The organism is Salinivibrio sp. SS2 (assembly GCF_001722075.1).
Taxonomy (GTDB): Bacteria; Pseudomonadota; Gammaproteobacteria; order Enterobacterales; family Vibrionaceae; genus Salinivibrio; species Salinivibrio proteolyticus.
Window position 1 is genome coordinate 14,740 of record NZ_MEBP01000123.1, and the last position, 24,595, is coordinate 39,334.

A 24,595-nucleotide genomic window follows, 5' to 3' on the forward strand; every position below is an offset into this window, starting at 1 on the left:
TCTCCCCTTTATAGGTTGGTTGGGGCAACGCCCTGAAAAGCTGCACTTGCGAGTAATGCGTGTACAAAGCCTTGTGGATTTGATTGGTGACAGTTGTGACCCGCTTCAGGGATCACCGTGACACCAATCCCAGTGGTTTGATGCAAGTGTTTGGCAAGTGCATGGAATTTTTTATCGTGCTCACCACAAAGGTAGTCAATGACGAGCCCGTGTTGAAAACAGTGTTTAAGCGCACTGCGTAAGTCGGCTTGATGGCCTAGCGACGTCGCCAATAAGGTACCCGCTACGGCCGAACCGTGATTCGATAAGCGCCGTTGGACCATCGCGCAACGGGCAGATTCATCAAGAGATTGAAAGACAGGCTGGCGATACCAATCGTCTAGCACCGCGTCTAACGGCTGATGACGAAAGCGTGTGGCCCATTGCTTATCATGTGCAAGTCGCTGCTGACGGGCCTCGTTATCGGCAAGTCCCGGATGACCGCCTTCTAACAACACGCCAGACCAGCGAGTGGGTGCGTAGGTAGCGCAATGCATCGCTAAACGCGCACCGAGGGAGTAGCCGACCAATAGCGCTGGCTGCCGCCCCCATACCTGCTCACTAGTTGTCAAAATGGTGTCACACACATCGTCAAAATGCTGACATTGCTGTGTCCAGCTCTCGCCGTGTCCGGGTAAATCAAGGCATAACCAGTGACAATGGGAGAGCGCAGCAGTTACGGCTTGCCAATCGTCGCCGCAACCCAGTAACCCATGTAAGAACACTACCCGCGGCCCATTGGGATCTCCACCTTGGCGATAGGTGAGTCGACTAGCCATGCGCAACCTCCGCCAATAAACGGTTCAGTACACTTCCCGCCTCGCCTGCCGGTGTATTAACTTCGATGACCTCTGCGCCGGGTGACTGTAACGCCCCTCGCAAGGTTTCGCTTAAACTCACTACGTCTTTGGGCTGGTGGTAAGGCAAGCCAAACATAGTTGCTGCCGGTTCAAAGCCCAAGCCATGCGGCATGCGGTAGTAAGCATCTCGCAGAGATGGCTCAACCGGTAACATATCGAAAATCCCACCGCCGTCGTTATTAAGGATCAAAATAACCGCGGGGGCCGGTGCATGACGCCATAGCGCTAAACTATTTAAATCATACAAGGCGCTGGTATCTCCCAACACCACCAGCATCGGGTGCTGATTCACTCGCTGCACGCCTGCGGCACTTGCGAGTAAGCCATCAATACCCGACGCCCCCCGATTGGCGTATACGCGATAATCACTCAGCTCACTCCAAATATCGGCTAAGCGAATCGTCAAACTATTGCCTAAAAACACATCACACTCTGAGGGCAGCCACTTAGTCATAGACTGAAAAAGGCGATGTTCGGATAGGCTGTCTTCCACCTTTGCGTACGCGTGTTGCTGTTGTATCTGTGCCGCTGTGGTCACCGCCTGCGCCCAGCCGCTTACTGGTCGTTGCAGCTGAGTGAGCGCATCCGATAACGCGTCTAGACCTTCCTCCCATTGCTGGGGCATAAACCGTATGTATTCACTGGACCGATGAGCAGGATCGAGCGCTTGTTCCCGATCGGTGATCAGCCAGTACGGCACTTCTATGTTGGCCAGCCACTGCCCTAACCGTTTGGACACCAAACGACCACCGAGTTGAATGACCCACTCGGCCTCATCCAATAGCGCGCGAACGCTGGGCGCGTTGAGCCACAAATCATGCCCCGGCGCCGTGCTTTTGACGCCGGATTGTGGGTCGGCCAGCACCACCGCATCGAGGACGCTTGCCAACCGCGCCACCTGAGCACCTACGTTGGCCGGCAGCGCACCAGCAATCAATACCACCTTGCTGCTTTGCGACGCGAGATGTTGCCAAGAGGCAGGCATCTGCCACTGCGTTCTGGTTGGCATCATGCTCACATACGGCTTGTCATCAGTAAGCCATTGTCCCAATCCTGCCCGCAATGATTGCTCAGTCGTTCGGTCACGCTCGCCATAGAAAGGTTCTCGAAACGGGCAGTTGATATGTACACTGCCACCATGCTGGGCCTGCTGAGCCATCAGATGATCAATCTTGCTCAGGAGTGCTGACAAGGGCATCGCGGTCTCAGGGGCTGGGAGCGAGAGCGTTTGCGTGACATGGGAAGAAAACAAGCGGGGCTGCTCAATGGCTTGATTGGCACCACAGTCAACCAATTCAAACGGTCGGTCGGCCGATAAGATCACCAAAGGTTCGCCGGTTAAGCGGCTTTCCGCCACCGCAGGGAGAAGATTCGCCACCGCGGTGCCAGAGGTGACAACCACCGCAACCGGACACGCATGCGCTTTTGCCAGCCCTAGCGCTAAGTAGCCTAATCCGCGCTCGTCAAAGTGGCTGTGCAAAGTGACACCGCGTCGCGGATGCTGGCTTTGCTTTACAGCAGCGAGCGTGAGCGGTGTAGAGCGAGAACCCGGCGCAATACATATGTGCTGCACGCCCAGTCGCGTAAGCTCGTCAATAATCACTTCAGCCCATGTGTGGGTGAGCGCCAGCGTCATCCGCACACTCCTGTCATTCTTTCGGCTGAGAGGGGCACTGGAGCATCCGGTAAACATTGGCGCAAGGTCGTGAGTTTATTATCCAGCTCCTGCCATTCGGTATCCGGATCTGAGCCTGGCACAATGCCTGCCCCTGCATAGAGATCAATGGTATGGCCTGAAAGCTGCGCACTGCGAATAGCAACGCAAAACTGGCTTTCACGCTGTGAGATATACCCCACCGCTCCACTGTAGCGTCCGCGAACAATGCCATGTTGAGCAAGAAATGCGCGCGCCAAATCACGCGGCAACCCCGCGACAGCGGCGGTAGGCTGAAGGGCGCTTAACAATACCGTATCGTCCACACCGGGGCCGACAATCGCACTGATGCGGCGGCGCAAATGTTGTAAATGACGCAATACCATTAAGTGCGGAGCAGGATCGGCAGTTACCGTGAGTGCATGACGGCGTATTCCCGCCAAGATATCGTCAACCACTAATTGGTTTTCGTGAATATTTTTATTGTCGTGTAGCAACCACTCACCTAATTGGTGATCATCGCTGAAGGTCGCGCCACGCTTGACGGTCCCCGCGACCGCTTCGGTACTGACACGACAATCGCGGCGCCGATACAAGCGTTCGGGCGTCGAGCCAAGAAATGCATCTTGCTCGCTAGTCGCAAATAAAAAGTGGAAGCTTTCTGCATTATGCTGCTGGCTGTGACTGAGTAACTGGCCGGCGCTAATGGGAGTATCCAACGTCAACCGTGTTTGTCGCGCTAAAACCACTTTTTTAAGCGATGTCGATGCCATCTTCTCCAACGCCGTGGTCACCGATTGACACCACCCCTGATACGTCGGGGTATGGTTTTCGTGTTTGACTTGACTCTGCATGGGGGCCAATGGCCGCCCCAACCAGATCACTTGGCTTAATATCGCTTGGCTATCCACACCCGCCTGCACATTAACAGAGAGCTGCCAATGGGCATCGCGGCGGATCAACTCGACGACCGGCAGGAAAAAATCACCATCCCCAGCGCCATCATCAAACGCCACACATCCCCAAATTCGCTGCTGTGGCGTGAGTGAAGCTTGCGCTTCATGTAGCTGAGAAAAACGGTGGCACGCCCCTAACACCAATGCCTCTTCGCGGCCATCGCGCGACTGCCAATACATTTTAGGAAAGACAGGTTGGGCATCCAGCCAAGCAATCGGGGAAAGGTTACTCGGCCAGTCAAAGTCTGCTTGTAACAGAGCGGGGGCTTGGCATATTGCCAACTGGCTCTGTAACTGATTGGCCGCTTGAATCAGGGTAGTCACGACATCCTCCAACCGCATCGGGCGGCAGTCCTATTCGCAAATCGTGTACGGCTTTATGTAGCACGTAATTAATGCTTGTCAGTCTACCTGTCCCCTGCGGGGATAAACATGCGCTAGATCAGTCTTCTGTCGAACTTGGTCGATTTTTTGCCCGACAGCCACCGGTAAAACTTTATTCGTTTATCTCTTTCGAATCAGACCGCGAATAGTGTAAGTTACCAAAAAAGCCTAATAACAATATTCACCTTTTACTAAACAGGAAAGTCAATGCAACACATCGGGATGTCCGCCAAGCTGGATGACGTCTGTTACGACATCCGTGGCCCAGTGATGAAAGAAGCCAAACGGCTTGAAGAAGAAGGCCACCGCATTTTAAAACTCAATATCGGCAACCCTGCGCCTTTTGGCTTTGATGCGCCAGATGAGATTTTGGTCGATGTGATCCGTAACCTTCCCACCTCACAAGGTTACTGCGATTCAAAAGGCCTTTATTCCGCGCGTAAGGCGGTGGTTCAGCACTATCAAAAACGCGGTTTGATGGACTTAGATGTTGAAGACGTGTATTTGGGTAATGGTGCTTCAGAGCTTATCGTGATGGCGATGCAAGCCTTGCTCAATAATGGCGATGAGTTATTGGTGCCGTCCCCGGACTATCCGCTATGGACCGCGGCGGTGTCACTGTCGGGTGGCAAGCCGGTGCACTACTTGTGTGATGAAGAATCGGACTGGTATCCAGATCTTGATGATATCAAGGCGAAGATCTCGGCTAAAACACGCGGCATCGTGCTCATTAACCCGAACAATCCAACGGGTGCGGTATACAGTCGCGACTTTTTGCTGCAGGTGGTTGAGATAGCCCGCCAGCACAATCTGATTATTTTTGCCGACGAAATCTACGACAAGATCCTTTATGACGGCGCGCAGCATCATTCTATCGCCACCTTGGCCCCTGATGTGTTGTGTTTAACTTTTAACGGCTTGTCAAAAGCCTATCGAGTCTGCGGCTTTCGTTCTGGCTGGATGCTGGTCACTGGTCCCAAACAGCACGCTCGGGGCTACATTGAAGGCTTGGAAATGCTGGCTTCGATGCGCCTTTGCGCCAATGTGCCGATGCAGCATGCCATCCAAACGGCATTGGGCGGTTATCAAAGTATTAACGAGTTAATTCTTCCCGGTGGCCGTTTATTAGAACAGCGCGATAAGGCGTACGAGCTGATTAATCAAATCCCTGGTGTGAGCTGTAAAAAGCCTAAAGGAGCGCTCTATCTGTTCCCGAAGATCGATACTAAGCGCTACAACATTCACAATGACGAAAAGATGATGCTCGACTTTTTATTGCAAGAAAAAGTCTTGATGGTACAAGGCACCGGCTTTAACTGGCCCAAACCGGATCACTTTCGGATTGTCACCTTGCCTCGCGTGGATGACTTAGAAATGGCTATTAGCCGCTTTGAACGCTTCCTCTCGGGCTACAGCCAGGTCACGACCGTGGCTACGTGATACTTGCGTTTTTCATCAAGCAGCGGTAAAACGCTGCTTGATTCCGTTCTCAACCAGCGATCATCATGTCTCGATACTGCGCGTCTTGTCATAAAGCGAAAGCGATTTGTGTGTGCGATGCCGTCACACCGCTGACCAATACCATTCCCGTGATTATTCTGCAGCATCCCGATGAGGTCTCACACCCTAAGAACAGTGCTTGTTTGCTCGCGCTTGCGCTGGATAATTGCCAGTGTTGGGTGGGCGAGGATTTCAGCCAACATGCCGCGCTTAACGATGCACTCGCGCAATCGGAGCGACGCTATGCCGTCTTGTATCCGGGCGAGCACGCTTGCTCACTTTCATCACTGACCGAGTCATTGGATGAGAACGACAAGCAGCCGCCGTGGGGGATCATTTTACTCGACGGGACATGGAAAAAAGCCTACAAGATGTATCAGCTTTCAACCAACTTGCATGATTTACCCACCGCCACCATCAACACCATGCCATCGAGCCAATACAGGATACGTAAAAGCCGTAAGCCGGGCGCCTTGTCTACCCTAGAAGCCGGATTTGCCGCGCTTAGCGAACTCAGTGGTAACAGTGAGCATTATCAGCCATTACTCGCAAGCTTTGAGGCCATGATCGCGCGCCAACTGGCATTTATGCCGGCATCACGCACGCCATCCGGCGGGCAGGACGACTAGCGAATCGCATAAAGCGGACCATTGCTGGCGGCGGTAAACATGGTGCTGTGCAGCTTCTGGGCAAAACTGTCGGTCATCGACGACAAATAATCCGCAATGACACGCATTCCTGACTCACCCGCCTGTTGCGCTATCAGCCAATCTTGCCGGTAATCTTTGGGCAGGAGACGTTCCGGGTCGGAGGCAAACGCATCAAAAAGCTCCATCACCAATTGTTGCCCTTTGTACTCCACCACCTGAAGTTCTGGCTGTTTAACCACAAAGTCACTGACAAAGCGTTTCAGTGTCTCCAGTACACCTGCCATCACATCCGGCAAAAACGCATTCCACGCCAGTAACGGTGATTGAAAGCACTGTGCGCCATCTTGCACGGTGGGCGCAATCTCAACCGACGTGAGCAAGGTATTCACCAGCGCGCCAATCGCATCTTTGCGCTCATAAGGAGGGCCGAACATCTGCTCACTCAGCTCCCCAATATGGCTTTCTAACCATGGATCGCCACACTCGGCGAGCACACTGGCAACCGCTTCTTGCCACTGTTCTCGGTTCACTAAGCCCATCACTATCGCATCTTCAAGATCATGAACGCCATAAGCGATGTCGTCCGCCAGCTCCATGATGGAGCAATCTAAAGATTTAAAGCGGGTTTTGCGGTGTTCGCCATCAGGCTGGTTATCACGAAAGGTTAAAAAGAGGGCTTTATCCGCGTCACATAATGGTTCGAGGACCCAATCGCGCCGTGCACTATCATGATCATAAATGCCCTTAGCAGGTTGCCAATCGCGCGCCTTCAAGTGCCGAAAGTCCGTCACCGGCGTAGGTGATTGTCCGTTATGAGCAGCACTGATTAAGGCAGGATACTTCATCACTCCCAATAAGGTTCGTCGCGCTAAGTTCATACCATGATGCTGAGTATAAGGCTCTAGCAAGGTGACAATACGGAACGTTTGGGCATTGCCTTCAAACCCACCCTCTTCACGCATCATGTAATTCAGTGCGATCTCGCCACCGTGGCCATAGGGCGGATGACCAATATCATGCGCTAGACACAAACTTTCCATCAGTCCGGTTGAAGGCAACAGCGCTCGAAAGGTCGGCTGCTTTTCTTTCAGTTGCGCGACAATCCCAGTACCAATTTGGGACACTTCCAATGAATGCGTGAGTCGAGTGCGATAAAAATCACTGTGTTCAGCCCCCAACACCTGCGTTTTCGCTTGCAGGCGGCGAAAGGCCGCCGAGTGTAAAATGCGCGCTCTATCGCGCTGATAGACTGAGCGTTTATCATTGCGTCGCTTTTTATTTTCATTGCGCATGCGACGCGCTTGCCACGCATCAGGAAGATTAAAGTCCATCGTCACTGATCTCATCGAGCGATAAGGTAAAACTATGAACAAACGTCGCCATAAAGTAATCGGTCGCTGGCGAACGGCGCTTTTCCATCGCCGTCTCTAAACGCTTTTTAGCCTGCTCAAACTCATGATTGCCAGCCGCAATCTCTTCCAAACACTTGAGGTAAGCACATAGCGTGTCGGCTTGCTTGACTAGCAAATAATCATCTGCATCGATCGTGTCTGAATCAATCAGGCTTCGGTAATCGTCTTGCAGCTCCGGCGGTAACATCGCAATCAGTTTTTGCTCCGCCATTTTCTCGATCTTTTTATATTCGGTCGCGATAGAAGGATTGAAGTACTTCACCGGCGTCGGCAAATCTCCGGTAATCACTTCACTGCAGTCATGAAACATGGCTAACACCGCGATCCGATCAGGCTGATAATGGCCGCCAAACCGCTTGTTATTGATAAGCGCGAGTGCATGTGCCACAAAGGCAACTTGTAAACTGTGCTCTGAGATGTTTTCTGCGGAAACATTGCGCATTAGCGGCCAACGATAAATCAGCTTCATCCGCGCGAGGTGGGCAAAAAAGTGGCTTTGTTTTTGAGTCATCGCATCCTGCTACATTGACGGTTATGGAGTCATTGTGTGTCTTGGCAGGCAAAGACTCAAGCCTTATTCGCGCAAAGGTTGTGCAAAACCTTTGCGCGTGGGGGTCACTTAGACTTTGATACGATCCCGGTTTTTCTTTAGCGTCGCGCTCCCAATCCCTTTAACCTTAATCAAATCATCCGGTGCGCGAAAAGCGCCGTGATCATCGCGATATTCGATGATCGCGGCGGCTTTTGATGGCCCCACGCCCTCTAACTTTTCGGCGAGGGTTTTAGCATCTGCGGTATTGATGTTGACCTGTATGGTCTGCGCTTGAGCCACCTCAGGGGTCGCGCTGTCATCCGCGCTCCACGCCGTGGGTGCCAAGACCAAAGAGAGAGCAAACATTAGGCAAGTGAGTAGCTGTTTCATCAGATATCCTCTGTTGATTAATTTTCGCTCTCAACCTACGCCACTCCTACAAGCCTTGCATGTGCTCAAAAAAAGAAAAACGACGCAGGACAAAAGTCCTACGCCGTTTTTGTTGTTTCGCACACTTTACTGCGAGAGACATCTAACTCTCGCGGTGAGCCATTATCTGCTTATTGGCTGTCTGAGTCCGCGTAACTGACATCCACTTGGTTACGTAGCTCTTCCAAGGTAGCTGATAAAGACATATTGCTCATCGCACGGGCAACACGGGCTGCCATTTGGCTTTGCGGGCTAATTTCAGGCACCTCTGGCTCAATCACTTTATCCAGTGCCACAACCACCACATTACCTTGCTCATCAGTGGTCACCCCGTAGCTCGAGGTATCCGCTTCCGGCTTAGGTAAGGTAAAGGCCAGATCTGAAATCGCACGTTGTTGAGCAACGCGGTTTAAGGTTTGTGGCTCGCTGAATGTATATTCACTGTCAGTCAGAGCACCATTGGCTTCAAGCTGTGTCAGCAAAGCGTCTGCTTGCTCTTGGGCTTGCTGCTGCCCTTTTTGTGCGGCCAAGGTCTGTGCCACCTGATCCTTCACTTCATCAAAGCTCAGTTGTTTCTCAGGTTTGACATCATCCAAGCGGACAACAATGGCATGCTCACCCGAAAGCTCTATCAGTTCCGAGTTCAGGCCATTTTCACGAACGTCGTAGCTGTCCAGCGCTTGTTGCACTTCTGGACGTGCCATTACCCCTTGCGCTTGCTCTGGGGCAAAGAAGTCAGTGATTTGTACCTTACCATTGATTGCAGCAGCAGCTGGCTCAAGACCATTGGCATCTTCAAACGCGACTTCGGCGAGCTTCGTTGATTGAGCGTAGAAACGATCCGCCGCGCGCTCTTGTTGCAGCGCAACGCGAATATCGTCTTTCACCTCACTCAGTGGCGTGATATCCGCAGCATCAATGTCATCCAGACGAATGATGTGATAGCCAAAGTCTGATTTTACTACTTGGCTATAGTCACCCTTGTTGGCTAGCGCATACGCCGCTTTTTCAAACGCAGGATCCATCACACCGGGCTCAATCCAATCCAGAGATCCACCTTGTTCGGCACTGTAAGTATCATCAGAGACTTGCTGTGCCAGTTCACTAAAGTCTTCGCCTTGGTTCAAGCGCTCAAGTGCTGCCTCAGCACGAGCTTTGGCGTCGTCACCAGTCCCTTCAATCAGAATATGACTGACTTTGCGACGCTCTTGAGACCCATACTGCGATTGGTTTTCTTGATAGTAAGCGGCAATGTCTTCGTCAGTGACTTGGATATCGTCAGCCAGCCCTTCACCGGTTAACTCCACATACGCCACTTTTACCATGCGAGGTTGCACATAGTCGTCTTGATTGGCTTGATAGTAAGCTTCAAGCTCTTCGTCTGACAAAGAAACCTTGGCAGCAAATGCATCCACCGGCAGCGTGATAGTACGCACTTCACGGCTTTGCGCTTCTAGACGGTAAAGGCTTTCCAGTTCACTTGGCAGCACAAATTCAGAGGCTTGCAACGCCGTAAGCAGCTGCTGACGGACTAAGTCAGTCCGTACATAGTTGGCAAACTCATCCGCGCTTAACCCAGTCTGGCGCAATGCGGCTTGATAACGCTCATTGTTGAATTGTCCGCCTTGACGGAATTGTGGCATCGCACGAATGGCATCTTTAACTTGCGCGTCACTGACGCGTAACCCGAGTTCACTGGCTTCATGTTCAAGCAGGAGATCGTCAACCATCCGGTCGAGAATGTTTTGGCGAAAACGCTTCACATACTCAGGATCACCCAGAAGTTGATTGAACAGCTCACCGGCTTGCTGCTGCATGCGCGCGCGTTCGTTTTGGTATGCACGCTCAAGCTGTGCACGACTAATTTCTTTATCGCCTACCGTTGCCGCGGGCGGGTTGGAACCCCCTGCCAGATAGCTGCCGACCCCGGCAAAAGCAAAGGAAAAGATAATAAGGCTTAAAATGATCTTCACCGCAAGGCTGTTGGTGCCTTCGCGTATACGTTCCATCATAACTGGCCGGTACTCCAACTGATTTGGGCTGGTGGTTTATCAACTAAAAAGGCGCATCGAATGATGCGCCTTTACGCTCTTCTTGCCGGATTATACGCGGTTGTTATTGGCTTTGCAGCTCTAACACCCAGTCAAACTTGAATAATTCGGCAATGGCTCACGCTGTGATTAGTTCACGGCGTCTTTCAGTGCTTTACCTGCTTTGAAGCCAGGTACTTTGGCAGCAGCAATTTGAATCTCTGCACCGGTTTGCGGGTTACGGCCAGTACGCGCTGCACGTTCACGTACAGAGAAGGTACCAAAGCCAACCAGAGCAACTTGGTCACCCGACTTCAGCGTATCAGAAACCGCTTCTACGAAGGCATCCAGTGCACGGCCCGCCGACGCTTTAGAAATATCGGCACCCTCTGCGATTTGATCAATCAGTTGCGACTTATTCACTTTTTCATCCCCTTACAATACTTCTCCGCAAATCCCATTCTTTTGCGGTATTAATAAAAGACGCTTTATCGACGAAAGACGTTGAAAGCTTCCTTGCCCACCCCATGCAGGCCAAGGCTTCGAATTAACGTTAGCTAGCAAAAAAAACGCTGACAAGCCTTTTGCGGTCTGTCAGCGTTTTACGTTGCTTAATTTTGCTGCATGTCACTCTTTTCGGGCTTAACTAGCTCAATACCGAGTGGATTATTTTCCAACGCAATGGTCAAAACCTCATCAATCCAACGCACGGGATGAATGTCGATTTCTTCTTTCACATTGTCAGGAATGTCCTCAAGATCCCGTTCATTCTCTTTTGGGATCACCACAGTTTTGATGCCACCACGACGTGCCGCCAACAGTTTCTCTTTTAAGCCGCCGATGGGCAGCACTTCGCCGCGTAGAGTAATCTCACCCGTCATTGCTACGTCAGAACGGACTGGGTTACCGGTCAAGCTCGACACCAGCGCCGTACACATAGCGATACCTGCGCTCGGGCCGTCTTTAGGCGTTGCCCCTTCAGGAACGTGCACGTGAATGTCACGTTTTTCGTAAAAGTCGCTATTAATGCCCAGCTTATCTGCACGGCTACGCACAACTGTCATGGCTGCCTGCACAGATTCTTGCATCACATCACCCAACGACCCTGTGTGGGTGAGTTTGCCTTTGCCCGGCATCGATTCAGTCTCTATGGTCAGTAGGTCGCCGCCCACTTCGGTCCACGCAAGCCCTGTCACCTGACCAATTCGGTTTTGCTCATCGGCTTTACCGTAGTCAAAGCGGCGCACACCCAAGTAATCTTTCAGGTTATCCGCGGTGACCGTGACCGCTTTAAGATCTTTATCCAACAAGATCTCTTTCACGGTTTTACGACACAGCTTCGAGATTTCACGCTCGAGGTTACGCACGCCCGCTTCGCGCGTGTAGTAACGAATAATGCCGATAATGGCAGAGTCTTCGATGGTGATCTCGTGAGGCTTCAAGCCATTGCGCTTCACTTGCTTGTCAATCAAGTGACGTTTAGCGATATTCAGTTTTTCGTCTTCTGTGTAGCCAGACAAACGAATAACTTCCATCCGATCCAATAACGGGCCAGGAATATTCATGGAGTTCGACGTTGCCACAAACATGGTGTCTGACAGGTCGTAATCCACTTCCAGATAGTGGTCGTTAAAGGCGTTGTTTTGCTCAGGATCGAGAACTTCAAGCAATGCCGAAGACGGATCACCACGCATATCCGATGACATCTTGTCGATTTCATCGAGCAAGAACAGCGGGTTGCGAACCCCCACTTTCGCCATTTTCTGGATCAATTTACCCGGTAGCGACCCTATGTAGGTGCGGCGGTGACCACGGATTTCCGCTTCATCACGCACTCCACCCAACGCCATACGGGTATATTTACGCCCAGTGGCGCGTGCAATCGACTGTCCCAGAGAGGTTTTACCTACCCCCGGAGGACCAACCAAGCACAAGATGGGGCCCTTGAGCTTGTTCATTCGGTTTTGCACTGCGAGGTACTCAAGGATACGGTCTTTAACGCGCTCCAAGCCATAATGATCGGCATTGAGTACTTCTTCAGCTTTGGCGAGATCCTTTTTCACCTTAGAACGCTTGGTCCAAGGCACACTGATCATCCAATCGATATAGCTGCGCACAACGGTCGCTTCTGCCGACATTGGCGACATCATCTTCAGCTTCTGCAATTCTTGCTCGGTTTTTTCTCGAGCTTCTTGCGGCATTTTAGATTCTTCGATTTTCTGCTTCAGCGCTTCAAACTCATCGGGAGCATCATCCAGCTCACCCAACTCTTTTTGGATGGCTTTCATCTGCTCATTGAGGTAGTACTCGCGCTGGCTTTTCTCCATCTGCTTTTTCACGCGGCCACGAATACGCTTTTCGACCTGCAGCAAGTCAATTTCTGACTCCATCATGGTCATCAAGTATTCAAGGCGCTCAGCGATGTCGATAATTTCGAGAACTTTTTGCTTATCTTGCAGTTTTAACGGCATGTGAGCCGCGATGGTATCAGCTAAGCGAGCAGCTTCTTCAATCCCATTCAGTGACGTTAACACTTCCGGTGGGATTTTCTTATTCAGCTTGATAAAGCCTTCAAATTGGCTGATCGCAGTGCGAACCAATACCTCTTGCTCACGTTCGTCCATGGCTGGCGTGGTGAGATACTCGGCTTCCGCTGTAAAGAAGTCGTCTTCGCTAAACTGGTCGATACGTGCACGTTGCATCCCCTCAACCAGCACCTTAACCGTACCATCCGGAAGTTTAAGAAGCTGAAGGATCGTCGCCACCGTACCAACGGTGTACAAGTCAGAGATGCTCGGGTCATCGGTGGCGGCATCTTTTTGCGCCACCAACAGAATTTGTTTGTCATTGTCCATCGCCGCTTCTAAACAGCGGATCGATTTCTCCCTTCCCACAAAGAGTGGTATCACCATGTGAGGATAAACCACCACATCCCGAAGTGGCAGCACCGGAATTTCAATGCGCTCGGAACGCTCCAAGTTCATATGCTTCTCTCTTCCGTTCAATCTGATTAAGAGTATATGGGGACTGTTGGACAGGTTTCAACGGCTCCACCGCCAGAAAATAAAAAAGGGAGCAATCACTCCCTTTTCTTTTACCACTGATAAGGTTACACGCAATACTCGCGGTTATTCACCACCAGCTGCTTGGCTATCAGCGTGTTCATATATCAATAGCGGCGCTGACTCACCACGGATCACTGATTCGTCAATCACCACCTTGCTTACCTCTTTACTCGATGGCAAGTCGTACATGGTATCCAACAACACAGCTTCTACGATTGAGCGTAGACCGCGAGCACCTGTCTTGCGTTCCATGGCTTTCTTAGCGATGGCACGAAGCGCGTCATCACGGAACTCAAGTTCAACCCCGTCTAACTCTAGCAATGCACTGTATTGCTTGGTTAGCGCGTTTTTCGGCTCTCGCAAAATCTGTACAAGCGCATGCTCGTCCAGTTCTTTAAGTACCGCTGTGACCGGTAAACGGCCGATAAACTCAGGGATCAAGCCGTATTTAACCAGATCTTCTGGTTCAACTTTACCGAAAAACTCGTCTGCTGACTTGTCGCTTGCACCTCGGACTTCTGCACCAAAACCGATGCCAGACCCCTTATCGACACGCTGCTCAACCACTTTATCCAACCCAGCGAATGCACCGCCACAGATAAAGAGGATTTTCGAGGTATCAACTTGCAAGAACTCTTGTTGTGGATGCTTGCGGCCACCTTGAGGTGGAACCGATGCGACTGTCCCTTCTACCAATTTCAGTAGGGCTTGCTGCACACCCTCACCCGATACGTCTCGCGTGATCGATGGGTTATCGGATTTGCGTGAGATTTTGTCAATCTCATCAATATATACAATACCGCGCTCTGCTTTGGCGACATCATAGTCACACTTTTGCAGCAGCTTTTGGATAATGTTTTCGACGTCTTCACCGACATAACCCGCTTCGGTCAATGTGGTGGCATCCGCCATGGTAAATGGTACATCCAGGAAACGCGCAAGCGTCTCAGCCAGTAGGGTTTTACCACTACCCGTCGGGCCTATCAGCAAGATATTACTTTTGCCAAGTTCAACGCCGTCGGCGCTTTTATCGCCATTTCGCAAGCGTTTGTAGTGGTTGTACACGGCAACCGACAGTACCTTTTTGGCTTGCTCTTGGCCGATAACATAATCATCCAGATGCTCGCGGATTTCACGCGGCGTAGGAAGAGCATCTCCCTCACGCTTTGGCATCACTTCTTTGATTTCTTCACGGATGATGTCGTTACATAGGTCGACACACTCGTCGCAAATGTAGACCGATGGCCCAGCAATTAACTTGCGAACTTCATGTTGGCTCTTACCACAGAACGAGCAGTAAAGCAGCTTGCCGCTTCCACCGTCTTTTCGCTTGTCTGTCATTCGCTAACCTCTTTGGGGCGTTTGCCCATCGTTGCCTTTTGTTGAGTTTACAACAAATCGGCCACTTTTTCCGACCCGACATCCGCTCACATGTGTGGGAATGAGAAGTTATCCTCTCATTTCAATGCATAGCGGTATACCTTTTCTACTTGGCGCAACAATACCGGATTCCGTGCGCTCTAGCATTACATCCATGTTTGGATGTAATCCGGCGAGCCGTGGTCTGTCACGCCAAGCATGTAGGGTATTCGTCTGGTTTAATCTCTTTGATTGAGTACGGCGTCAACCAAGCCATAGTCCACCGCTTCTTGAGCAGACATGAAATTATCGCGGTCCGTATCACGTTCGATAATCTCCATCGGCTGACCCGTATGCTCTGCCAGCAAGGTATTCAGGCGATGCTTGGTTTTGATCATTTCTTTGGCATGGATTTCAATATCTGACGCCTGCCCTTGGAAACCGCCAAGTGGTTGGTGAATCATCACGCGTGAGTTTGGTAGGCAATAACGCTTACCCTTTGCACCACCCGCAAGCAGGAAAGAGCCCATTGAACAGGCTTGGCCTGTACACAGTGTGCTCACATCCGGTTTGATGAACTGCATGGTGTCATAAATTGCCATACCGGCGGTCACCACACCACCTGGAGAGTTGATATACAGATAAATATCTTTTTCTGGATTCTCCGACTCCAAGAACAGCATCTGGGCCACAATCAGGTTGGCCATTTGATCTTCTACCTGACCAGTGAGAAAAATGATGCGTTCTTTCAACAGGCGGGAGTAGATATCGTAGGAACGCTCTCCTCGCGATGTTTGTTCAACCACCATGGGAACCAAAGCATCCATGATGGGGGGCATTGCGTGTTTATCTTGATTGCTCATAGCGTAATATCCCTAATCGAATTCGTTAACTCTCGCCTTAACCAAGGTTTAGCATAAAACGCTGTAACAGGTCACTAAAATGTTATGTCGTTGATCGCAGCTGGATGATTCATCGACAATTTTCTAAGCAAAAGTTACCTTCGCTATCGCATGATTGGCGGACAGTCGAATAGAACCTTAGACGGAAAAAATGGCCCAAATGACAAGTCATTAGGGCCATTTTATGCAGATACATGAACGGGGTGTCAATGACAACACCCACGTTTTTTATTGCGTTTTTACGCTTGTGGTGCTGCGTTCATCAGATCGCTAAAGCCAACGTTGGCTTCAGAAACCTTCGCTTTACCCAACAGCGCGTCGATCGCTTGCTCTTCAAGCGCGACATTACGCATGTTTTCCATCAGCTTCTGATCTTTTTCGTAGTAAGCAACCACTTCTGCTGGATCTTCGTATGCAGAAGCCATTTCTTCGATCAGAGCTTTAACTCGCTCGTCGTCTGCTTCTAGCTCTTCTGCTTTGATCACTTCACCCAGCAGCAGGCCAACGCTAACACGACGTTTGGCTTGTTCTTCAAACAGCTCACGTGGTAGTTGTGATGCGCTGTCCATGTTGCCACCGAAGCGTTGAGCCGCTTGCTGACGCAGAACATTGACTTCTTGATCGATCAAGGCAGACGGTACGTCGATTTGGTTTTGCTCAACCAAGCCGTCAAGGACTTGCTCTTTGATCTTGTTTTTGATCGCTTGCTTCAGCTCGCGTTCCATGTTCTTACGGACTTCGGCTTTCAGGCCTTCAACGCTGCCATCCGCAATACCGAAGCGCTGAACGAACTCTTCAGTTAGCTCTGGTAATTCTTGCGCTTCAACAGTGTGAAGTTTGATCGCGAACTGCGCCGCTTTACCTTTTAGGTTCTCAGCGTGATAGTCTTCTGGGAAGTTGACGTCGATAGTGAATTCTTCACCCGCTTTTTTGCCAACCAAGCCGTCTTCGAAACCAGGGATCATGCGGCCTTGGCCCATGACTAGCTGGAAGCCTTCCGCTTTACCGCCTTCGAATTCTTCGCCGTCAATGGTACCTGTGAAGTCTAGCGTTACACGGCTATCTTCTTTTACTTCACCGTCAGCTTCAACCCAGTTCGCTTGCTGCTTACGCAGAGTAGTCAGCATTTCTTCAACGTCGCTGTCTTGTACTTCTGCGTGTGGTTTTTCAACTTCGATCGCTTCCAAACCTTGCAGTTCAACTTCTGGGTACACTTCAAATTCAGCTTTGAATACCAGATCTTTACCCGCTTCATTCTCTACCGGTGTAAAGGTTGGCGCGCCTGCTGGATTAGTTTTCTCTTGGATGATGGCTTCGATGAAATGACGCTGCATTACCTCGCCCAGCACGTCTTGGCGTACTGCATCGCCATACATGCGAGAAACCATTTTCAAAGGTACTTTACCTTTACGGAAACCATCAAAACGACGATTTTTAGCAATGTTGCGTAGCTCTTTCGTGACTGCGTCTTCAATGTTTGCAGCAGGCACAGTGATGGTCATTTGGCGCTTTAGGCCTTCGGTGGTTTCAACGGTAACTTGCATTATAAAATTAACCTCAAATTTACTCAGGGGTACTGAGTGATGTTGACCAGTTTTTACTGGTGTCATCATCCGAGCTATGAATCCGTCATAGCCCCTGCGAATCCGGATACACGCAATTGGCGTATCGAGCTATCTCATCCGAGACTGAAAATTAAGACGCGCTATTATAGCGGCACCCGTCAACTGAGTCGAGACAAGGGGCGACCGATGGCGTTTCAATATCGAAATTGGGGTGATATCTCACAATTCAACCGGGCAAGATCACATCTTTTTGTGTTTTTGCACTGTTTGGTTAGCTTTTGAGCAGAAACGGGAGATTATCTTCGCTAGCGAGAACGAAAGAAATGGCACGCCCTACAGGATTCGAACCTGTGACCCACGGCTTAGAAGGCCGTTGCTCTATCCAACTGAGCTAAGGGCGCAAAATAGATATGCAGCGGGGATTATAAAGCGAGGTCAGGCGTCGTCAACGGTTTTCACCGAAATGTCTAATCAGTTGCTCAAAAGCACGCCAGTTCGCGCGGCATAAAAGCCCTGTTGTGTGGAGCTCCTCCAATCAATATAAGGCGATATCTAGCACAACACCTTTGATTCACAATGACTTTGACGGTTTCTCTGCCACCAAACCACCAAAAGCAAACGTTTGCGCAATAGCTTTTACGCCCGAAGTTTGTCACAATATCGACCCGTTTTTTGCTCTCTTAGCCAAAGGATACTTATGGCCGCACAAATCATTGATGGAAAACTGATCGCGCAAACGGTGCGTCGAGAAGTCGCAGCACGTGTTGCTGCCCGTAAAGAAGCGGGACGCCGTGCGCCCGGGCTTGCCGTGATTTTAGTGGGTGACGATCCAGCGTCACAGGTTTATGTGGGCAGTAAGCGTCGCGTCTGTGATGAGGTGGGCTTTGTCTCTCGCTCTTACGATTTGCCGTCAACCTGCTCTCAGCATGAATTACTGACGCTGATCGATACACTCAATGATGACGACACCATCGATGGTATTTTGGTGCAACTGCCTTTACCTGCGGGCATTGATGCTACCTCTGTCCTTGAACGTATCCGTCCCGACAAAGACGTCGACGGCTTCCATCCTTACAATGTGGGCCGTTTGTGCCAACGTATGCCAACCCTGCGTTCCTGTACCCCAAAAGGGATCATCACCTTACTTGACCGCTACAACGTACCTTTGCGTGGCAAACATGCCGTTGTCGTCGGTGCCTCAAACATTGTCGGCCGTCCGATGACACTAGAGTTGCTACTCGCCGGATGTACCACGACCACTTGCCATCGTTTTACCCAAGATCTCGAAGCACATGTTCGTCAAGCCGATGTGTTAGTGGTCGCCGTCGGTAAGCCTAAATTTATTCCTGGCGAGTGGATTAAGCCCGGTGCGATTGTGATTGATGTAGGAATTAATCGCATGGATAGCGGCCAGCTAATCGGTGATATTGACTATGACGTGGCATACGAAAAGGCAAGCCATATCACGCCTGTTCCCGGCGGTGTTGGCCCAATGACGGTGGCAACACTGATTGAGAATACCTTGATGGCCTGTGAGCAATACCACGACGCCTAATCGTGTGATGATAAGAAGCCGGCTGACCGCCGGCTTTTTTACACCAACAGCGCCGGTTGCGGCTCTGATGCTTTAACGAGTTGATTACGCCCTTTCGCTTTGGCTTGGTATAAACAATGGTCAGCACGCTGGATCAACTGATGGATAGACGCATCCCCGTGCACCATGCCAATGCTCACCGTAAATTGAAATGCCTGATCGTAAGGTGTCCACGTTGTCGCCGCTAGCTCTTCTCGCATCGCGTTTAGGCGGGCCTCAAAGCCTTGGTCATTGTTACCGTACAGTACACAGAACTCTTCACCACCAAATCGTGCAACCAACGCGTCTGGGAAATAACGATTCAACACTTTGGCCAACTCAATCAGCGCAATATCGCCAATGTGATGACCCAAGCTATCATTCACTTTTTTAAAGTGGTCAATGTCAATCAAGGCTAGCCCTCGTGGGCCATTGTTTTTCCGCGTTTGAGGATGCTCGAAAAAGTAACGACGGTTCCAGGTTTGGGTCAAATAGTCGGTATTTGCCAAATGAAACAAACGCCTTTCTGTATCCAGCGCATTTAATGTGCTGTGCAAACGGCAGTAAAATTCCTCTTGGTTAAATGGCTTTGCCAGAAAGTCGTTCGCACCTGCTTTTAGAAAACGGGCCGTCAAACTTGGATCGTCATCGCCGGATAAACCAATAATGGCAAGCTGGCCATCGACTTTGTGCTGACGGAGTGCCTTGACCAGTTGAACCCCATCCATTTTTGGCATAGTGAAGTCGGTGATCACTAATGAAATTCGCGGATCGGCACGCACCATCGCAAGTGCTTCCTGCCCATCTTGCGCATCCATCACATTTAGATACTGGCGCTCCAGTAAGCTGCGCACATAACGACGCGAGGTCAGCGAGTCATCCACCACCAATACATGATGCTGCTGGTTTTTCTCGAGGCGATGCAGCAACGGTGCAATTGATGAGACACAAGCTGGGCTGTCTTTGGGGATGTAATCAATCACAGTTTTCGCCAGCACACGCTCCCGCGTACGTGCATCCATCATGGCCGTTAATACAATGACTTTGATATCGAGTGACAAGCACACATCAATGATTTCACCGTCCTGACCGTCGGGCAAACAATAATCCAGTATCGCGCAAAGAAAATCTGTTTCTTGATTTAAAATCGTTTCTGCTTGTGCGATCGAACTTGCAATACAGGGAATATAACCGGCTTTACGGATTTCAGTTTCAAGTAACCGTCTGAAAGGTCGGCTATCTTCCACAACCAACACTTTGTATTCCATAAGCAAAGCACCATATCTGGCATAAGTTGTGCGCGAGAAATGCGCAATTTGGGCAAGAAGCGGCCAAGGTTACGCTTAATCAAGAGGTTGAATGTTAAATATGATGGCAAATCTCAACATTGAGACATTTTTGTGCCAATGAGGGGACAGAGACGATTGTTTGTGCCGAAAAAACGCCCAGATTGTCTGCTTTAAAAGTCAGGCTGTCAGCTTTATTACGATAGTGCGATCAGGCAATTACGCCCCATTTCTTTGGCTTGATACAAACCTCGGTCCGCATCATGCAACATGGCTTCAATCCCACCTTGCGCAGAGACAACACCAATACTGACAGTGACCGTTATTTCAAATCCAGAAACAGGAATGATGACGTCCGCTTGCTCTTGTCGATAGCGCTCTAACGCCTGTTGAAAGGTAGACTGCTCTCGGGTCGATAAGACACAAAATTCTTCCCCACCTAGCCGCGCGACTAGATCATTCTCGAAGTGTGCACTTAGCGTTGCAGCTACGTGAGACAACACCTCATCGCCAACATGATGTCCATACTGGTCATTGATGCGCTTGAAGTGATCAATATCGATAATGGCTAGATGTTTAATCTCCTCATCCGGCAGCTTCTCGCTCTGGGAAAAAAAGTAACGTCGATTCCAAAGTGCTGTTAAAAAGTCGGTATTGGCTAATGTAAATAAACGCCGCTCGCTATCGATCGCGTTTAGGCAAGAGTGCACGCGGCAATAGAACTCTTCTTGATTAAATGGCTTTTGTAAATAGTCATTCGCGCCCGCCTTAAGGAAACGGGTCGTCAGAGTATCATCATGATGGCCAGATAGCCCGATGATTGCGAGCATGGCGCCTTCATGGTGCTTTCTGATCTGATGGACCAAGGCAATCCCATCCATGTTCGGCATCGCATAATCAGTAATGACCAAGGTAATTCCAGACGCCATCGATAACATAGATAGCGCTTGCTCACCGTCATTGGCTTCATGGACTTTGAGATATTGGCGTTCAAGCGTGGCCGCAACATGTTTTCGTACTGAGGGAGAGTCGTCGACAATGAGCACTTGGTGATCTTTATTGCGCGATAATCGCAACAGCAGTTGGCAGACTGCCTGCACACAATGGCTGCTGTCTTTCGGTATATAGTCAATCACCGGCTTAGCAAGCACTTGCTTGCGAATGGTTTCCGTTTGAGAAGCCGTCAAGACAATGACTTTTAAATGATTGGCAAGACAAAGATCAATTACCTCACCGTGTTGCGCATCAGGCAGGTTATAGTCGAGAACCGCGCACAAAAAATCGATGTCTTGATTCAGAACCACTTCTGCATCGGCCATACAGGCCACCGCTACGGTCGCTAAGCCATGCTGACGAGCTTCATACTCGACCAACATCCGAAAAGCGCGGCTGTCTTCAACGATCAGCACCTTTTCCACACACTCCCCCGCTATCTCGTGTCCTCAGATAGACAGTGTAGCAGTCATGCTCGGCGTGGATTAGACAGCTCTGACATGACGATTGTCGACGCGCAACTCCGTTTGCTTGTTGAGAATTTTGATCAGCAAAATGGAACGCATCTCACCGTCTTTTTCCTTAAAAATCGCTTCCGCCCCTTCAAATTGTCCCGCTTGGATCGTGACCGCTTGGCCGGGTTTAAAGCCATCATTAAGCTTGTCACGCTGCTCGTCGCTATCTTCCATGATCATAAGCTGCTGGATAAGCGATTGGTCAACTCGAATAGGATGCGCGCCTTGGCGAACAAAGTCGACCACGCCTCGCGTTGAGCGGACGGACGTGTATTGCACCTCTTCAGGATCGAAGTGAGCAAACACATAATTAGGGAAAAGGGGCTCTTCAACTTGCTGGCACTTACCACGGCGAAGCTTCTCAACCGTGACGATGGGATAATAACAGTCTACGCCTTGGCGCTTTAAGTTTTGCTCAGCGCGTTGTTGTTCCGCGCGTTTACAGTAGAGCAGATACCAATGCTTCATGTCGTTCTGTCCTTGAGATCGGCTTTCGCATTACGCCATTTAATCATAGCAGCACAGCGACATGAGTATACGGATGTTCACACAACGCAGCAAGGCGAAAGCCCCATTATACCGAGGCTCCCGCACTATTTTTATGCAATTCTTTGGATATCAACACTAAAGCTGTTAAGCCCAACTTCGCTTAGTGACACACGTGCATCGCCCGCCCCCATATCAACATATTGGAACTGACTGTGAATGGCATCTTTCCCTAACCAGTGCGCGCTATGCAATAAACTGGTTGTGCCACAACTATCAACCGTCGCGGTCAGTCCCGCCGGAAAGATCTCTAGCTGATTGTCGGCGGTGTTCAATACCCCAAACATGGCACGGATGGGGGATGCATACGAAGAAGCCCGAATTGCATCTTCGATTCGTTTTACCAAGGTGAGAAAACCACGCTCATTGACATCTTGGGTCCGTACAAACTCATTAAAGAATGCCCGGATCATTAATGTTGTTGCCGTTCCATCCTCTCCGGCCGAGGCAGAATCGACAACATAAAAAGCCATTTTTCCTCCCATCAGCCAAGTGTAATCGAGCACGATCGGATTCGCGTCGGCCGATTGGAGCGAATGATAGGACAAGCGCCACGCACCCTGTTGAGAGTCTGGCTCAGGCATGAGCCCCATTAATAGCTCTCGCGCACTGCCCGGATTATGCTTCAGGGCATCCAAATGCCACTTGAGTTCATTCTCAGAGGCACCGCGGTCAGCATCTTCACACACTTTGAACCACTGCTGACTGAAGTCGTCATTGGCGTGCACATCATCGTTGGCATCATCGATCACTGTCTCGATCGCCTTTTTGACCACATTGATATCTTCAATCGGTTTAATCAGAAAATCTTTCACGCCAAACCGTAATGCTTGGGCAACATCCGCCATACCTCCCGTGCCTGAAATGACGATCATCGGCAACATTGGGTATTCCACACTTACTTCTTCAACAAATTCAAGGCCAGTCATCACCGGCATGGATAAATCGCTAATCAGTAAGTCTGGAATGGATTGACGAAGCGCTTGCAGCCCCTCTAATCCGTTTTCAACCTCACGCACTGTTGCACCTTCACGCTCAAGAAAGGATGCGATCATACGGCTAAACACGGGATCGTCTTCGACGATCAAAATTTCTTTATTATGCAACACGATGCTCTCTCCTCCAGGACTGCAAAGCAGCGGCTGTCTCCCATTCGACATTACCCGATAAGAATAGTTGAACTCAAACTCTCGGGACGATAATAATGATAATTAAATCGATAAAGGAATATAAACAGCTGTTTAAAATGGAGTTTTTATTACCACTTTGCTAGACATCTCACTCAAGCCAATGGTTGGCAGCATAAAAAAGGCTTGCAAATCAATTACTCTATCACAGTACGCTACTCGGTATTAACACGGCAAAAAGTCTATCTGAAACATGGGAGCCATCACACAACGCACATTGATTGTCTGCGTTTATAGACAGCACCCACACTTTTTGCCTGTCTCGTGCTTACAGGTGTAGCGCACCTTATCTGCTCTACAGTGCGAATACTTGCATATTCAACCCTTTCCGACTAGATGTTAACTGTATGTAAAGTAAATTGGCGTCGGTTAATCACAGTGCATGGACAGTCTCAAACAGGGCAACCTTTTTTGTGGTGGCGCTTGCACGGATTCAGGAAGGATATGTGGGGGTAGCTATGATTTTGAGTCATCTTATCGGGTTGTATACGCACCCGAAAAAAGAATGGAAGACCATTGGTGAGCGCCATGAAGGCGCATCACACAGTATTGGTCATGCGCTGTTATTGGCGCTGATTCCGCCAGTTTGTGCTTATTACTCCAGTGTAAATATCGGCTGGAAAATCGGGGTAGGAGAACCGATCTTTCTCACTGCACAAAGCGCACTGTTTATCGCCAGTGCGATGTATCTAGCACTCATTGGTGGTGTGTGTGCGCTTGCCTACCTCACGTTGTGGATGAGTCGAACCTTTGGCTCCGCTCCCACTTACACCCAATGCTTGGAGCTGGCAGCGTACACCGCGACGCCAATCTTTATGGTTGGACTGGCAACCCTATATCCGGTTGTATGGTTTGTGATGATCGTCGGGCTGATTGGTATCGCCTACTCGGTATATTTACTCTACACCGGTGTGCCCATTCTTATGGAGATCCCCGAAGAGCGCGGCTTTATCTACGCAAGTTCAGTCGTCACTTGTGGTTTAGTGTTACTGGTCGCCATATTGGCATCGTCGGTGATTCTGTGGAACGTTGGAATTGGGCCTGTATTTACGCACTAGCGTACCACTGTGTTCTGGACCCCCCGAGCCCAAAGCGTTGGCGCGGGCCAACAAAGATAAGAAAGCCGCATCGATGCGGCTTTCAGATTGCTGACGAACC

Annotated in this window: 20 protein-coding genes and 1 tRNA gene; 4 read left to right on the top strand and 17 right to left on the bottom strand. The window is 50.2% G+C overall.

What is annotated here, in order from left to right:
- Positions 1-8: 8 nt before the first annotated feature.
- From menH to BGK46_RS14825, 3 genes are read right to left on the bottom strand one after another with little or no spacing between them, the layout of a single operon-like run.
- The gene (menH, locus tag BGK46_RS14815; RefSeq protein ID WP_069590539.1) at positions 9-818 is read right to left on the bottom strand and encodes a 2-succinyl-6-hydroxy-2,4-cyclohexadiene-1-carboxylate synthase; all 810 of its coding nucleotides are present in this window, start codon (positions 816-818) and stop codon (positions 9-11) included.
- Positions 811-2,535 (bottom strand): 2-succinyl-5-enolpyruvyl-6-hydroxy-3-cyclohexene-1-carboxylic-acid synthase, encoded by a 1,725-nt coding sequence (menD, locus tag BGK46_RS14820; protein WP_069590542.1) that lies wholly within the window; start codon positions 2,533-2,535, stop codon positions 811-813. Before menD ends, menH begins: the two co-directional genes overlap by 8 nt.
- On the bottom strand, positions 2,532-3,833 hold the full coding sequence (locus tag BGK46_RS14825; protein WP_069590575.1) for an isochorismate synthase: 1,302 nt from the start codon (positions 3,831-3,833) through the stop codon (positions 2,532-2,534). The genes menD and BGK46_RS14825 overlap by 4 nt, the downstream gene beginning before the upstream one ends.
- Before the next feature lie 267 nt (positions 3,834-4,100).
- Here BGK46_RS14825 and BGK46_RS14830 point away from each other — a divergent pair, with 267 nt between their 5' ends.
- Positions 4,101-5,333: a pyridoxal phosphate-dependent aminotransferase gene (locus BGK46_RS14830; RefSeq protein ID WP_069590543.1), complete on the top strand. Its 1,233-nt coding sequence runs from the start codon at positions 4,101-4,103 to the stop codon at positions 5,331-5,333.
- A gap of 65 nt (positions 5,334-5,398) precedes the next feature.
- Positions 5,399-6,022 carry a tRNA-uridine aminocarboxypropyltransferase gene (locus tag BGK46_RS14835; protein WP_069590545.1) on the top strand — a complete coding sequence of 208 codons (624 nt, stop codon included), beginning with the start codon at positions 5,399-5,401 and terminating at the stop codon, positions 6,020-6,022.
- Here the strand turns inward: BGK46_RS14835 and BGK46_RS14840 are convergent.
- The 10 genes from BGK46_RS14840 to BGK46_RS14885 form a co-directional block, all read right to left on the bottom strand.
- Complete coding sequence (locus BGK46_RS14840) at positions 6,019-7,374, bottom strand: anti-phage deoxyguanosine triphosphatase (RefSeq protein ID WP_069590547.1); 1,356 nt, start codon at positions 7,372-7,374, stop codon at positions 6,019-6,021. The two genes, BGK46_RS14835 and BGK46_RS14840, sit on opposite strands and share 4 nt — an antisense overlap.
- A complete protein-coding gene (gene yfbR, locus BGK46_RS14845) occupies positions 7,364-7,966 on the bottom strand; it encodes a 5'-deoxynucleotidase (RefSeq protein WP_069590549.1) in 603 nt (200 codons plus the stop codon). The genes BGK46_RS14840 and yfbR overlap by 11 nt, the downstream gene beginning before the upstream one ends.
- Before the next feature lie 108 nt (positions 7,967-8,074).
- The gene (locus BGK46_RS14850) at positions 8,075-8,377 is read right to left on the bottom strand and encodes a ComEA family DNA-binding protein (RefSeq protein WP_175418668.1); all 303 of its coding nucleotides are present in this window, start codon (positions 8,375-8,377) and stop codon (positions 8,075-8,077) included.
- A gap of 170 nt (positions 8,378-8,547) precedes the next feature.
- A complete protein-coding gene (ppiD, locus tag BGK46_RS14855; protein ID WP_069590553.1) occupies positions 8,548-10,428 on the bottom strand; it encodes a peptidylprolyl isomerase in 1,881 nt (626 codons plus the stop codon).
- Between the two features lie 168 nt (positions 10,429-10,596).
- Positions 10,597-10,869 carry a nucleoid-associated protein HU-beta gene (gene hupB, locus BGK46_RS14860; protein WP_069590554.1) on the bottom strand — a complete coding sequence of 91 codons (273 nt, stop codon included), beginning with the start codon at positions 10,867-10,869 and terminating at the stop codon, positions 10,597-10,599.
- Between the two features lie 188 nt (positions 10,870-11,057).
- Positions 11,058-13,430 (bottom strand): endopeptidase La, encoded by a 2,373-nt coding sequence (lon, locus tag BGK46_RS14865; RefSeq protein WP_069590556.1) that lies wholly within the window; start codon positions 13,428-13,430, stop codon positions 11,058-11,060.
- Positions 13,431-13,574: 144 nt separating this feature from the next.
- Positions 13,575-14,852 (bottom strand): ATP-dependent protease ATP-binding subunit ClpX, encoded by a 1,278-nt coding sequence (gene clpX, locus BGK46_RS14870; protein ID WP_069590558.1) that lies wholly within the window; start codon positions 14,850-14,852, stop codon positions 13,575-13,577.
- A gap of 257 nt (positions 14,853-15,109) precedes the next feature.
- The gene (clpP, locus tag BGK46_RS14875; protein ID WP_069590560.1) at positions 15,110-15,733 is read right to left on the bottom strand and encodes an ATP-dependent Clp endopeptidase proteolytic subunit ClpP; all 624 of its coding nucleotides are present in this window, start codon (positions 15,731-15,733) and stop codon (positions 15,110-15,112) included.
- Positions 15,734-16,011: 278 nt separating this feature from the next.
- Positions 16,012-17,316, bottom strand: a complete 1,305-nt coding sequence (gene tig / locus BGK46_RS14880; protein WP_069590562.1) for a trigger factor — start codon at positions 17,314-17,316, stop codon at positions 16,012-16,014.
- Positions 17,317-17,661: 345 nt separating this feature from the next.
- A tRNA-Arg gene (locus BGK46_RS14885) sits at positions 17,662-17,738 on the bottom strand.
- 296 nt (positions 17,739-18,034) lie between these two features.
- On the opposite strand from BGK46_RS14885, the gene folD reads away from it, so the two are divergent.
- A complete protein-coding gene (folD, locus tag BGK46_RS14890) occupies positions 18,035-18,892 on the top strand; it encodes a bifunctional methylenetetrahydrofolate dehydrogenase/methenyltetrahydrofolate cyclohydrolase FolD (protein WP_069590564.1) in 858 nt (285 codons plus the stop codon).
- Between the two features lie 38 nt (positions 18,893-18,930).
- Here the strand turns inward: folD and BGK46_RS14895 are convergent, their stop codons facing one another.
- From BGK46_RS14895 to BGK46_RS14910, 4 genes are all read right to left on the bottom strand, one after another.
- Entirely contained in the window at positions 18,931-20,178 is a 1,248-nt protein-coding gene (locus BGK46_RS14895; RefSeq protein WP_069590567.1) for a response regulator, read from the bottom strand.
- 215 nt (positions 20,179-20,393) lie between these two features.
- On the bottom strand, positions 20,394-21,614 hold the full coding sequence (locus BGK46_RS14900) for a response regulator (RefSeq protein WP_254659699.1): 1,221 nt from the start codon (positions 21,612-21,614) through the stop codon (positions 20,394-20,396).
- A gap of 60 nt (positions 21,615-21,674) precedes the next feature.
- On the bottom strand, positions 21,675-22,172 hold the full coding sequence (gene rfaH, locus BGK46_RS14905; protein WP_069590569.1) for a transcription/translation regulatory transformer protein RfaH: 498 nt from the start codon (positions 22,170-22,172) through the stop codon (positions 21,675-21,677).
- A gap of 131 nt (positions 22,173-22,303) precedes the next feature.
- Positions 22,304-23,359 (bottom strand): response regulator, encoded by a 1,056-nt coding sequence (locus BGK46_RS14910; protein ID WP_069590571.1) that lies wholly within the window; start codon positions 23,357-23,359, stop codon positions 22,304-22,306.
- Between the two features lie 536 nt (positions 23,360-23,895).
- Here BGK46_RS14910 and BGK46_RS14915 point away from each other — a divergent pair.
- A complete protein-coding gene (locus tag BGK46_RS14915; protein ID WP_069590572.1) occupies positions 23,896-24,495 on the top strand; it encodes a Yip1 family protein in 600 nt (199 codons plus the stop codon).
- The last annotated feature ends 100 nt before the right edge of the window (positions 24,496-24,595 follow it).